This is a genomic window from Longimicrobium sp., assembly GCF_036280135.1.
GTDB lineage: Bacteria > Gemmatimonadota > Gemmatimonadetes > Longimicrobiales > Longimicrobiaceae > Longimicrobium.
In genome coordinates, this window is the sequence record NZ_DASURI010000958.1 from 1 (window position 1) to 12,713 (window position 12,713).

7 protein-coding genes are annotated in these 12,713 nt (G+C 71.3%); 5 read left to right on the top strand and 2 right to left on the bottom strand.

The annotated features are described in order from the left end of the window. On the bottom strand, nucleotides 1–1,166 hold a 1,166-nt coding region (locus VFZ20_RS30785; RefSeq protein ID WP_329687805.1), incomplete at its 3' end, for a sigma-54 dependent transcriptional regulator. A gap of 269 nt (nucleotides 1,167–1,435) precedes the next feature. Between VFZ20_RS30785 and VFZ20_RS30790 the strand changes: the two genes are divergently transcribed. From VFZ20_RS30790 to VFZ20_RS30810, 5 genes are all read left to right on the top strand, one after another. Continuing rightward, nucleotides 1,436–2,308, top strand: a complete 873-nt coding sequence (locus VFZ20_RS30790; protein WP_329687806.1) for a hypothetical protein — start codon at nucleotides 1,436–1,438, stop codon at nucleotides 2,306–2,308. Nucleotides 2,309–2,578: 270 nt separating this feature from the next. Then, nucleotides 2,579–4,618, top strand: a complete 2,040-nt coding sequence (locus VFZ20_RS30795) for a LodA/GoxA family CTQ-dependent oxidase (protein ID WP_329687807.1) — start codon at nucleotides 2,579–2,581, stop codon at nucleotides 4,616–4,618. Between the two features lie 605 nt (nucleotides 4,619–5,223). Beyond that, entirely contained in the window at nucleotides 5,224–6,627 is a 1,404-nt protein-coding gene (gene lpdA, locus VFZ20_RS30800; RefSeq protein WP_329687808.1) for a dihydrolipoyl dehydrogenase, read from the top strand. A gap of 155 nt (nucleotides 6,628–6,782) precedes the next feature. After that, nucleotides 6,783–7,721 (top strand): tyrosine-type recombinase/integrase, encoded by a 939-nt coding sequence (locus VFZ20_RS30805; RefSeq protein ID WP_329687809.1) that lies wholly within the window; start codon nucleotides 6,783–6,785, stop codon nucleotides 7,719–7,721. A gap of 258 nt (nucleotides 7,722–7,979) precedes the next feature. After that, entirely contained in the window at nucleotides 7,980–9,101 is a 1,122-nt protein-coding gene (locus tag VFZ20_RS30810) for an ABC transporter substrate-binding protein (protein ID WP_329687810.1), read from the top strand. 601 nt (nucleotides 9,102–9,702) lie between these two features. Here VFZ20_RS30810 and VFZ20_RS30815 read toward each other — a convergent pair. Next, entirely contained in the window at nucleotides 9,703–12,039 is a 2,337-nt protein-coding gene (locus VFZ20_RS30815; RefSeq protein WP_329687811.1) for a zinc-dependent metalloprotease, read from the bottom strand. Nucleotides 12,040–12,713: the final 674 nt, after the last annotated feature.

Below are 12,713 nucleotides of genomic sequence, written 5' to 3' on the forward strand. Positions count from 1 at the left end.
CGGCCCAGCCCGGCCAGTTCGGACGACAGCAGATCGGGTGCGATGGTCGTGCCCGGGACGCTCATCGCGACGGCGCGCCGGATCTCGTTGCGCAGCTGCCGGACGTTGCCCGGCCACACGTACTGCGCGAACAAATCCAGCACGGCGGAGCTGAGCTCGATGTCCGGCTTGTTGAGGTCGTCGCAGGCCTCGCGCAGGAAGAAGGTGCTCAGGTGCGGGATCTCCTCGCGCCGGGCGCGCAGCGGCGGCACGTGGAGGCGGATGACGCTCAGCCGGTAGTACAGGTCCTCGCGGAACGCACCGCGCCGGACGGCATCGGCCAGCTCCACGTGCGTGGCGGCGATGATGCGCACGTCCACGGCCCGCGCGCGCACGGCGCCCACCCGGCGAATCTCCTTTTCTTCCAGCGCCTTGAGGATCTTGCCCTGCAGGGTGAGCGGCAGGTCGCCGATCTCGTCCAGGAACAGCGTGCCGCCGTCCGCCGCCTCGAACAGGCCCGGTTTGGCCGCGCGCGCGTCCGTGAACGCGCCCTTCTCGTGGCCAAAGAGCTCGGATTCGAGGAGCGTGGGCGGGATGGCGTTGCAGTTGAGCTCCACGAACGGTGCGGCGGCGCGGGGCCCGTTGTAGTGGATGGCCTGCGCCATCAATTCCTTGCCCGTGCCCGTCTCGCCCGTGACGAGCACCGTGGCCTTGCCGTGGGGGATGATGCGCGACGCGCGGTCCAGGGCCGCGCGCAGCTGCGGGCTGCGGCCGATGATGCGGCTGAAGTCGAACGCCTGCCGTTCCGCCGCGGCCAGCCGCCCCCCCGCCGCCTGCGCCTCGCGCCGCCGGGCGCGCTCGGCGATCTCGTCGCGCAGGGCCTGCACGTCCGCCGGCAGGGCGAAGTAGTCCGCCGCGCCCGCGCGCACGAGGGCCACGGCCAGCCGGTGGTCCGCCCGCGCGCCCACGACCAGCGGGGCGGGCGCGCCGGCCGCGGCCATCTCGCGCAGCACGGCCTCGGCCTCTTCCTCCACCCCCGCCACGGTGAGGATGACGGCCAGCGCGTCGCCGGCCGGGCCCAGCTCGCCCGCGGCGTCCACCACGCGCAGCGGCGCGCCCCCCGCGGCGGCCAGCTCCGGCCACAGGGACGAAAAGGATTCGCTGCGCGCGACGACCAGGAGGCTCACGGGGTCCGGGAAACGGCCGTGGACGGAACGGATGGAGTCGCGCGGCGAGTCGCCGTCCGCGCGAGTGTAGCGATTCGATACGATATCACCCCGCCGCGCCGTACCGCCAGAGTGGGCGCGGACGGGTCGCAAATCCATCCGGTGTGCGGGGTTGCGTGCTCACGTACCCGCCGGGCCGAGCTTCGGTCCCTCGTCTGCCTTTCCCCGGGCCGAAGCCGCCGCGGAGGTCCGGACGGTGGCTCGGAACCCAACACACTGGAGCCGTACCCATGCTGTCCCATCGTCTTTTCTCCGCCTGCGGCCTGGTGCTGGCCACGTCCCTCCTGGCGGGCTGCGCGGATTCTCCCCTGGGCGGCGGCAACGACGCCCGCGTGCAGCTGCGCTTTGGCACGGCGGGGAGCGCGGCCCTGGCCTCGTCCGCCCGCTTTCAGACCAGCGGCACGGACCAGCTCGTGGTCACGGGCGCCAACGGTACGCTCACCATCAGCGACATCCGCATGGTCGTGGCCGAGTTCGAGCTGGACGGCGACGACGACGTGAACCCCTGCGGCCGCGCGGCCTTTTCCAACGGCAGCGACGACGGCCCGGGCGACGACCGCGGCGGGGATGACGGCGCCCGCAGCGGCGACGACGGCGACGACTGCGAGGACTTCGACGCCGGCCCGCTCTTCGTGGACCTGCCGCTGACGGGCGGCCCCGTGGCCGTGGGCACGGGCGACGTCCCGGCGGGGGTCTACGACGAGGTGGAGTTCGAGGTGGAGGACCTGGACGACGACGAGGAGAACGCCGTGGAGCGCGCGCGCATCGACGCCCTGCGGCAGCAGATCCTGTCCCAGTTCCCCGACTGGCCGCGCGACGCCAGCATGCTCGTCGTGGGCACGTTCACGCCCACGGGCGGCACGCCGCGCTCCTTCCGCGCGTTCATCGAGGCGGAGATCGAGATCGAGCTGGGGCTGAACCCCGCGCTCACGGTGGGCGAGGGCGAGACGGGCAGCCTGGACGTGACGCTGGACCCGCAGGCCATCTTCCGCAGCGGCAGCAACGTGCTGGACCTGTCCAGCGCCACAGGCCGCACGCAGCTGCGGATCGAGATGGAGGACGGCTTCCACGGCCGCGGCCGGGGGCGCGGCTCGGACGACTGAACGGCAACTTCAACGGCAACTGCATTCTCACGCAGAGCCGCAGAGGGCGCAGAGTACCCCGGTGTGGTGCCCTGCGCCCTTCTGCGCGCGCCGGACGGTTCGAGCGCGGATTCCTGGATGGATTCCGCGCGTTTCACGCCATCCTTGCTCATCGCCGACTGCTCCGTTATGGTGTGGCAGCGCCGCTCGCGCGCCATCGGCCACACCCCGCGTCTCCCTCGCGTCATCCCCACCTCGACGCGCCCGTTCCTTCCCCGCAGGAGCAGATCCATGAACCCCATCGACGACGCGCGCATCGTTCGCGCGGCTATCCACCCCACCATCGGCGTCGCCCGCATCGGCAACAGCCAGGACGAGTACTTCATCGGCCCCGAGGTCACGGACCCGCTGCCGGAAGCACCGGGCTTCTACAAGGAGCGCGACAACACGGGCGCCCTCAAGCGGCAGGCCGCGCGGTTCCGCATCTACGGCTACGACGCGCAGGGCAACGTGGTGCGCGAGCTCACGGCCGCGGACGCCGACATCCGGTGGACCGTGCACGTGGCCAACAAGAAGAGCGCGTGGTACCAGTTCCAGGTGGCGCTCGACATCCCCGAGGCCAGCGCGGCGGGCACGGACCCCAGCGAGCGCCGCAACGCCTCCGTGCAGGGCGACCAGCGCCAACAGCTGGTGATCGACCCCGGCCCGGTGAGCATCGACGGCGTGAACCAGGGTGGGCCGGCGTACGCCTGCGACACGGGCAAGTTCTTCGGCACGCCGGTGTACCTGGGCGAGCTGCGCACGGACGAGGCGGGGCGGCTGATCTTTCTGGGCGGGCGCGGCGAGGCGGCGTCGTACGACGGGCGGCCGGCCATCACCTTCGCCAACAACGACGGCTGGCACGACGACACGTCCGACGGCCCCGTGACGGCGCAGGTGACGCTGGGCGGCCGCGAGCTGCCCGTGGAGGGCGCGTGGGTGGTGACGGCGCCGCCCAACTACGCGCCCAACGTGATCGGCATCCGCACGCTGCACGACCTGCTGTCGGACCTGTTCATCACCAACGGCTGGCTGCCCAAGCCGAAGACGGTGTCGTTCACGCGCGACATCCATCCCATCCTGGAGCGCTTCAACGGGCTGCAGTGGGTGAACCAGGGCTTCGCCACGCAGTTTGGCTGGGAGGGGCCCAACAACTTCCTGCGGCCGGAGATGCTGGCGCGCCTGTCCGCCCGCGCCAACCCCGCGGACCTGACCAAGGATCCAAACGCCGAGCTGCGGCGGCAGGTGTTCAACGCCTTCCGCGCGCCCACGCCGACGAACGCGTCGCCCCTGCCGTGGCCGTGGATCTACGGCGACGCCATGGAGCGCGTGGGCACGTCGCCGCGGCAGCACGCGTCGGTGTCGTCCACGCAGTACGCGGCGCTGCGGCAGTGGGCGCTGGGGCAGTTCGAGGCGGACTGGAACCCGGACCGGCCCATCCCCCGCACGCTGGAGGAGGTGCCGGTGGCGGCGCAGCCAGCCATGCTGGACCAGGCGTCCATGCACTACTGCCTGGCGGATGCGTTCCATCCGGGGTGCGAGGTCACGTGGCCCATCCGCCACACGACGATGTTCCGCTCGCCGTACCGCATCCTGCAGCGCGCGGCGAACCAGCCGGAGCCGGACTACGGCCCCGTGCTCACGCCGGAGATCGCGCTGAGCGCGGCGGGCCCGCTCAACGCGCAGGCGCCGGGCGACCTTACGCGGTGGATGGCGGTGCCCTGGCAGACGGACACGTCCAGCTGCCGCGCGGGCTACGATCCCACGTACGACCCGTACACGCCCACGTTCTGGCCGGCGCGTGTCCCGAACCACGTGATCAGCGAGGACCGGTACGAGCGCATCGTGCACGCGCGGACGCCGGAGCAGCGCCAGGCGGAGTTCCGCACGCGGGACAGCTGGTTCCGCGGGCTCACGGGCACGTACCAGCAGTACATCAACCAGATGATCGCGGAGTTCGGCAAGATGGGCGTGGTGGAGCCGCTGCCGGTGGCGGAGCCGCTGCCCGGCATGCCGCCCGTGATGATGGTGGAGACGGGCTACGGCTTTGGGCAGCCCGCGCAGCCGCGGCGCATTGCCGTGCCGGCGCTGGTGTCGGCGCCGGAGGGCGTGGAGTTCGCCGCCGTTGCCGCGGAGGTGACGCCGTCGCTCACGCTCACGGCGGAGACGGCCGCGGTGGAAAGCGCCCCGGCCGGCCCGGTGTCCGCGCACGTGGCGGCGGCGGGGTGGGACAGCGACGAGCTGTTCGAGCAGTTCGCCAGCCGCGTGGGCACGAGCGCGCACGACGGCTGATCGGCTTCGGGCAGATTGGATGAATGCGAGGGCGCGGTGTACCGGAAAGGTGCGCCGCGCCCTCCGCGTTCCAGCGTGAGAGGCGTCCTTCGATTGATCGGGATGAATGCGCCGCGGCGGGGGGACGGCGATTCGCTCGGCGTTCTCGCCGAGCCAAGGCGAGGCGCATCGCGGATTTCGCGGGGGGCACACATCTGCGTCGGCATCAGATCGGGATCGGCGGATCGCATCGACCGAGACATCGACTGCGGGCGACGGACGTCTGCGAGGGAGCGCGGAACCCCGTCGAAGCTGGACCACACGATCGCGTCGGTAGAAGCACGTGATCGCACGGAGGCGGCGTGGACGGGCGAGAAGCGAGCGGAGGATGGCTCGCGCCGGCAGCAGCCCGCCCCTCCCCCGGCCCCTCCCCGCTCGTTCCTCGCGGAGAGGGGAGAACTGAAGCGGAGCGGATCCACATCCGCGGACGGAGCGGAATCCGGTCAGACGTTGCTCGTCCGGCGTCCGCCCCGTAGTTTGCTCCCCCCGCCGCCCGGCCTTGCACGATGAATGCATGCGCCCGGCGCCGGCATCGTGAAGCAAACTCGCATCTGCTGAGGTGAGCGTTGGCGGACAACAGCTTCGACATCGTGGTGATCGGCGCCGGCCCCGGCGGCTACGTGGCCGCCATCAAGGCCGCGCAGCTGGGATACAAGACGGCGTGCGTGGAGGAGGGCAACCTGGGCGGCGTGTGCCTGAACATCGGCTGCATCCCCACCAAGGCCCTGCTGGAAAGCGCGGCCATGATCACGCACCTGGGCCACGCCAAGGAGTTCGGCGTGACCGTGGGCGAGATCAAGACCGACATGGCCCAGGCCGTCAAGCGCTCGCGCCAGGTGAGCGAGCGGCTGGTGAAGGGCATCGGTTTCCTGTTCAAGAAGAACAAGGTCACCCACGTGCAGGGCCGCGGCCGCCTGGTGGGCAACGGCCAGGTGGAGGTGACGGGCAAGGACGGCAAGACGCAGACGATCGGCGCCAAGCACATCATCGTGGCGACGGGCTCCAGGCCGCGTGACCTGCCGTTCCTCAAGATCGACCACGACCGCGTGTGGGACTCGACGGACGCCATGATGTCCAACGAGGCGCCCAAGAGCCTGGCGGTCGTGGGCGCTGGCGCCATCGGCTGCGAGTTCGCGGACGTGTACGCCGCGTTCGGCACGCAGGTGACCATCATCGAGATGGCGGACCGCGTGCTGCCGCTGGAGGACCGCGACTGCAGCGCCGTGGTGGAAAAGAGCTACCGCAAGCGGGGGATGAACATCCTCACGGGCGTCAAGCTGGAAAAGGCGGAGATCGGCAAGGGCAGCGTCAAGCTGACGATCACCGACGCCAAGGGCGCAACGCAGGTGGTGGAGGCCGAGCGCGTACTGAGCGCCATCGGCCGCGTGCCGCTGGTAGAGGACATCGGCCTGGAGAAGGCGGGCGTGAAGATGACGGACCGCGGCTTCATCGCCATCGACCGGCAGATGAAGACGAACGTGCCGGGCATCTACGCCATCGGCGACGTGGCCGGACCGCCGCTGCTGGCGCACAAGGGCAGCCACGAGGGCGTGGCGTGCGTGGAGGCCATCCACGGCGACCCGCACGCGGGGATCAACTACGCCAACATCCCCAACTGCACGTACTGCCACCCCGAGGTCGCGTCCGTGGGCCTGACGGAGGAGCAGGCGCGGGCGCAGGGGCTGGACATCGAGGTGGGCACCTTTCCCTGGACGGCCAACGGCCGCGCGCTCACGGCGGGCGACACGGACGGCTTCGTCAAGGTGATCCGCGACAAGAAGTACAGCGAGGTGGTGGGCGCGCACATCGTGGGGCCGCACGCCACGGAGCTCATCGCGGAGTTCGTCGTGGGCCGTCACCTGGAGACGACGATGGAGGAGATGGACCGGGCCATGCACCCGCACCCCACCCTCAGCGAGGCTGTCGCCGAGGCCGCGCTGGCCAGCCTGGGCCACGCGCTTCACATCTAGACCGCCGCGCAAACGCACCGCCGCATGACGCCGAGGCCGGCTCCGGACACGCTCCGGGGCCGGCCTCGACGCGTTGGGCCGCGCGCGAGCGGCCATTCCGTCTACGGCGTTCACTTCGCGCGCCGCCACTTTGTTCTCCCGCACCGGAACGCCGCATGACCGTCGCGGAGGCCGTCGAGAGCTTTCTCTTTCACTGCCGGTACGAAAAGAACCTGAGCCCGCGCACGCTGGACGCCTACGAGGGCGACCTGCGGCAGTTCGCGGCCGCCCTCTCGCCCGAGGCAACGGGGGACGTGGCGCGGCTGGGCAAGGCGGAGCTGCGGGCGTACATCCAGCGATTGTTCGAGCCGTACCGGGAAAAGACGGTCAAGCGAAAAGTGGCCACGCTCAAGGCGTTCTTTGGCTACCTGGAGCGCGACGGGACCATCGACGACACGCCGTTCCGCAAGATGGAGGTGCGGATCAAGGAGACCCGGCGGGTGCCCCGCACCATTCCCCTGCCGGAGGTGGAGCGGCTGTTCCAGTACCTGTACGCGCGGCGCAGCGCCGGCCCGCAGACGGGGGTGGAGGGATTCGTGCGCGTGCGCGACACGGCCGTGCTGGAGGCCATCTTTGCCACGGGCGCGCGCGTGTCGGAGATCTGCCACCTGTCGCTGGACGACGTGGACCTGGATGACGGCTGGGTGCGCATCCTGGGCAAGGGCGGCCGCGAGCGCGTGGTGCAGATCTGCGACCCGGGCATCATCGCGGCGCTGGGTGCGTACCGCGACGCCCGCGGGGCCGTGGCACCGCGGGAAGCGTGGTTCTTTCTGAACCGGCATGGGCGGCGGCTGTCGGAGCAGTCGGTGCGGGTGCTGCTGCGTCGGCACGCGTCGCGGGCGGGCGTGGGGGTGCCCGTGCGGCCGCACCTGCTGCGGCATTCCGTGGCCACGCTGCTGCTGGAGGAGGGCGTGGACATCCGGCACATCCAGCACCTGCTGGGGCACAGCTCCATCGCCACGACGCAGATCTACACCCACGTCAACGCCCGCAACCAGCGCGAGGTGCTGGCCGTGAAGCACCCGCGGCGGCGGGTGCGGGTGCTCCAGCCGTGACGGCTCGAGCCCGTCGCCCCTGCCTGCATCAAGGACCCGACCTCTCGAGGGATCGCGGGCGGAACGCACCGCGCGGTCCTCTCCTTCGGCCACGAATTGGCCGTTTGAACCCCTCCCCAATCGCGCTCCACGATGGCATATTGTGCGCGCCAGCCCGCGGAGCCGCGGGGCGGACGGACTCGGCAGGCTCCGTCCGCACTTTGTTTTCGCCCGCGCGGCGGGCGGGCGGCACACCGGGAATCAGCAAAAGGACGGCGGATGAAGGGCTGGAGACGCGCGGGCGCGGTGCTGGCCCTGGGACTGGCCGCGTGCGGCGGCCCGGGGAAGGACGAGATCCACGTGGGCCTCGCGGGCTCCATGGAGTCCGCCGGCGGACGCGCCATCCGCCAGGCGGCGGAGCTGGCCGTGGCGGAGATCAACGCGGGCGGGGGCATCGGCGGGCGGCCGCTGGCGCTCGTGGTCAAGGACGACGGCGGCGACACGCACAAGGCCATCCAGGTGGCCAACGAGCTGCGCGACGACCCCAGCGTGGCCGCCGTCATCGGGCACGTGAACTCGGGGGCCACGCTGGCGGCCGCGGCCGTCTACAACGACCCGCGCGGCGGCGTGGTGGCGCTCTCGCCCACGGCCAGCAGCCCCGAGGTGACGCACGCCGGCCCGTGGACGTTCCGCGTCTCGCCCAGCGACCTGGCGTACGGGCCCGCCCTGGCACAGTGGAGCCGCGCGCGGGGCGTGCGCCGCGCCGCCGTGCTCTACGCCAACGACGAGTACGGACGCGGCGTGGCTGCCAGCTTCGCCGGCGCGTTCCGGCAGGGCGGCGGACAGGTCGTCAGCGAGGACCCGTACCTCACGGAGATGCTGGCGGCGGGCTCCGGCGCGGAGCCGTACCTGCGTCGCGCGCTGGGCCGCGGCATGGACGCGCTGTTCATCGCGGGGCGCGCGGAGGACGCCGTCGCCATCGTGCCGCGCGTGCGGGCACTGGGCTACACGGGCGTGGTGATGGGCGCGGACGGGCTGCTGGGGGTGGAGTCGGAGGGACGCGTGGGCGAGGGGCTGTTCATTGGCGCGGCGTTCTTCGCGGACGCGCGCGACACGGCGGCGGCCCGCTTTGCCACGGCGTACCGCGAGCGGTTCAAGCAGGCGCCCAACGCGGACGCCGCGCTGGGCTACGACGCCGTGCAGGTGATCGCCCGCGCGCTGCGGGAGGCGGGGGCAGACCGCGCGCGCGTCCGCGAGTACCTGGAGGGCGTCGGCACGCGGCACCCGGCCGTGGAGGGCGTGACGGGCACCATCGCCTTTGACCGCAACGGCGACGTGGCGCAAAAGGCCGTCGCCGTCGGCGTGGTGCGCGGCGGCACCGTCGTCAGCGCCGGCCGCTGAGAAGCGATTCGCGACGCCCGCGCCGTGCGGGCTGTGTTCCGTCCAGGGGGAGATTACCGGCGAACGGCATTCTCACACGGGGCCTTCGGCCAACGGAGTCAACGGTAACTGCAGAAGCCCGCTGACTCGGTCGACCGCGCGCGATGTCGAATCTGCATGAACGCTGTACATCGGTGTTGATTTCCTGAGCCATCGCACCCTGCGGGATGGAAGTCGCCGCCGTCCAACCTCCCCAGGGTTTTTTGGGGGAGGTGGGCGAGTTCCGCGAGCCCGGAGGGGGCGCTCGCGCTCCGAGCCTGCACTTTCTATTCAGGGAGCGCCGCGCGGAATTCGCCCGCTCACGAAGCTACAGGCGCGACCGAAGGATCCCCTTCGCCGGGCAGGGACTTCGCCGCTGGACTGAGTCCTCGCCAAGTCGGGAAGATCCTTCGGGGCCGCACGCATCCGGCGCGGTCGAGTTCGTGAGGGCCCCTCAGGAAATCAAACGCTTTTCGGAACCCGGTACGTTGGGCAAAGGGGAAGATGGGGATGGAAAGACCGGCGGCCCCGCGGAGATCACTCCGCGGGGCCGCTCTTCTTCATCCCTCCATCAATCCGTCCGCTACCAGTCCTCGTCGCCGATGGGCTGGCCGGGGGGGATGGTCAGGTCGGGGGCGCGGGCCTCGGGCTCGTACGGACGATCCAGGAACCGCGTGATGTCCGCCGCAACGAGGGCGCGGAACGCCGCGTCCGGGCTGGCCGGGGCCGCCGCGCTCGTGAGGCCGAAGCGGCTCCGGATCTCCATCAGCGTGCCCTGCGCCAGCGCGCGCACCTGCGGCATGTCCGAGTCCATCGCCAGCTGCATCAGCCGGCGGACGACGACGTACTCCACGCCCCGGTCGATCTCCGCCTGGTAGGGATCCGTGTAGCGGGCGCCAAAGGTGCGGTCCACGAGCCGGTCCAGCGTGTACTCCAGGCCCGGCAGCGAGCGGTCCAGCGCGTTCTGCTCCACCAGCCGCGCGGCGCGCTCGGGGTTCAGCAGCAGCGACACGGTCATGTCCGCCGCCGTCACGGCCGGCGACACGGCGTCGAACGTCATCCCCGTGTACCGGTCGAACATCTCCCGGTGCGCGTCGTACGTGAACGGCCGCGGGGGGATCAGGCCCAGGATCGTTCGCGGCAGGGCCAGCTGCGCCGGGTCCAGCGTGGTCATCAGCGCGTCCAGCGCCGCCCGCTGCACGTCGCCGGCGACGGGGCGGGGCGGCGCCTGCTCGTCGCCGCGCAGGGTGAACGCGTACTCCTGCCCACCGACCACCTTGGCCGCCGCCTCCGCCTGGTAGCGGTGGTGCAGGTACAGCGGCACCAGCACCTCCTCCAGGGTGGCCATGGGCCGCCCGTACCGGATGGCCGCCGCGCCAAAGCGGTCCAGCGCCGCGCGCCGCACCGTCATCACCCGGCGCAGCTCCGCCGCCGCGTCCGTCCCGTTGTCCCACAGGTGCGCCTGCGGGTGCGCGCTCCCCGGCGACCGCGCGTCCTGGTCCGTAAGGAACGTCAGCCCGCGCGCCCGGCCGCGGGAGAGGATGTCGTTCAGCGCCGCGTATTCGTCCGTCCCGTCGGCGAAGTCCGCGTAGCCCCAGGTGATGGCGAGCTTGTCCCAGTCGCCGATCTCCCTGGTGTACGCGTTCGACAGGTCGATGCTGCCGTCCTCGCGCAGCTGCACGAGCGGATGCGGATAATCCATCACCGACGCGCGGTTCTGCGTGCTGCTCACGTAGTTGTGCGCGATGCCCAGCGTGTGCCCCACCTCGTGCGCGGCCAGCTGGCGGATGCGGGCCAGGGCCATCCGCTCCATCTCCGGCGGGATGCTCGTTCCGTCCGTGTACGGCGCCAGCAGCCCCTCCGCCAGCAGGTAGTCCTGCCGCACGCGCAGGCTGCCGAGCGTGACGTGGCCCTTGATGATCTCCCCCGTGCGCGGATCGGTGACCGTGGCGCCGTAGCTCCAGCCGCGGGTGGAGCGGTGCACCCACTGGATCACGTTGTAGCGCGCATCCATGGGATCGATGCTGTCGGGCATGATCTCCACGCGGAACGCGTCACGGTAGCCGGCCGCCTCGAACGCCTGGTTCCACCACCGCGCGCCGTCCAGCAGCGCGCTGCGGATGGGCTCCGGCGCGCCCGCGTCCACGTAGTAGACGATGGGCTCCACGGGATCGCTCATGGCCGCGGACGGGTCGCGCTTCTCCAGCCGGTGGCGCGAGGCGAACCGCTGGATGATCTCCCCGCCCACGGGGGTGGAGAAGTCGTAGTACTGGATGCCGAAGAAGCCGGAGCGCGGGTCGCTGCGGCGCGGCGTGTATCCCGGCGGGGGCAGCGCGACAAAGGAGTGCCGCTGCCGGACGGTGATGGCCTCGGGCGTGGGCGTGACGTCGCGGACGAAGTTGCCCGGGTTGTCGCCCGTGAAAGTGATTGTGGCCTCGATCTCCGTGTTGCGCGGAAATGCCTTGGTGTTCTGCAGGTACAGGGCGCTGCGCGTGGCGTCGAGCTTGTAGTCGCCCTGGCGGCCGCGGCGCAGGGCCGGGATCACGCCGTGGGCGTCGCGCAGCACGAAGTCCGTGGCATCCACCAGCACGCGGTCGCCGTCCGCCGCCGCCACGGTAAAGCCCCAGAGCACGGACTGCGCGAACGACTCCTCCACGGCCCGCCGCTCGGCCGGGTTGTCCGTTGTGGCGCGGTAGCCCTGGTTGGGCTGCACCATCAGCACGCGCGGGCCCACGCGGTCAAAGCGGACGATGCGCTCGCCGCCCAGCTGGCCGCGGTCCAGGCCAATGTCGTTGGAGCCCACGCCGGCGGGCAGGGAGACGACGTAGATGAGCTCCTGGCCGGGGCGGGGGATCTCCATCCACAGCTTGCCCGTGGATGCCTCCCAGTAGATGGGGAGAAAGCCGTCGCGCTTTTCCATGCCGCGCGTCTTCTCGGCGATCGAGGGGACGGGGGCAGGAGCTTGCGCGTGGAGGGCCGGAGCGGCCGCGAGGGCCACGCACGCGGCGGCCCAGGCAGCAAAACGCGGGGCAAGACGCATCTGGATACGGCGGTGCTGAAGGCGGAGGGCTACGGATTGGATGGGTACAATAGGCGCGGCGTGCACGCGCTGCAACGTCTTCGCCCGGCAGATCGCCCATTTCCGATACGGATCGGACACGGCATGGGCGCGTGGCGGGTGCGGGACGGATCCGGGACGATGCGCGGCGGGGAGCGCGTTCGGTGTGGGATTGGCTCGCGGTGGAATCGAAGGAGGAGAGGGAAAGCCGACCCCGCGCCGTCCGGAGCGAATGAATTCGCCGCTGGAAATTCGCGAAGTCCGCCTGCGCGGACTGCCCCAGCGAAGGCGGCCGAAGTGCACCGGAGCGGTGTCTGGTCGGTTGAAGCCTCGTTCGCAGAGCGCGTCGGCGCGAGACGGGACTTACCGCTGTCCCAGCGGCGGGTTTACCCGCTCCGGCTGGACGCCCGTCCCGGTGATCACCACCTTCCGCACTCACGCACTCACGCACTCACGCACTCACGCACTCACGCACTCACGCACTCACGCACTCACGCACTCACGCACTCACGCACTCACGCACTCACGCACTCACG

Excerpts from the sequence above, each read along its gene's own strand:
- VFZ20_RS30790 (WP_329687806.1), top strand. The coding sequence starts at position 1,436 with ATGCTGTCCCATCGTCTTTTCTCCGCCTGCGGCCTGGTGCTGGCCACG.
- VFZ20_RS30795 (WP_329687807.1), top strand. The coding sequence starts at position 2,579 with ATGAACCCCATCGACGACGCGCGCATCGTTCGCGCGGCTATCCACCCC.
- VFZ20_RS30805 (WP_329687809.1), top strand. The coding sequence starts at position 6,783 with ATGACCGTCGCGGAGGCCGTCGAGAGCTTTCTCTTTCACTGCCGGTAC.
- VFZ20_RS30810 (WP_329687810.1), top strand. The coding sequence starts at position 7,980 with ATGAAGGGCTGGAGACGCGCGGGCGCGGTGCTGGCCCTGGGACTGGCC.
- VFZ20_RS30815 (WP_329687811.1), bottom strand. The coding sequence starts at position 12,039 with ATGGAAAAGCGCGACGGCTTTCTCCCCATCTACTGGGAGGCATCCACG.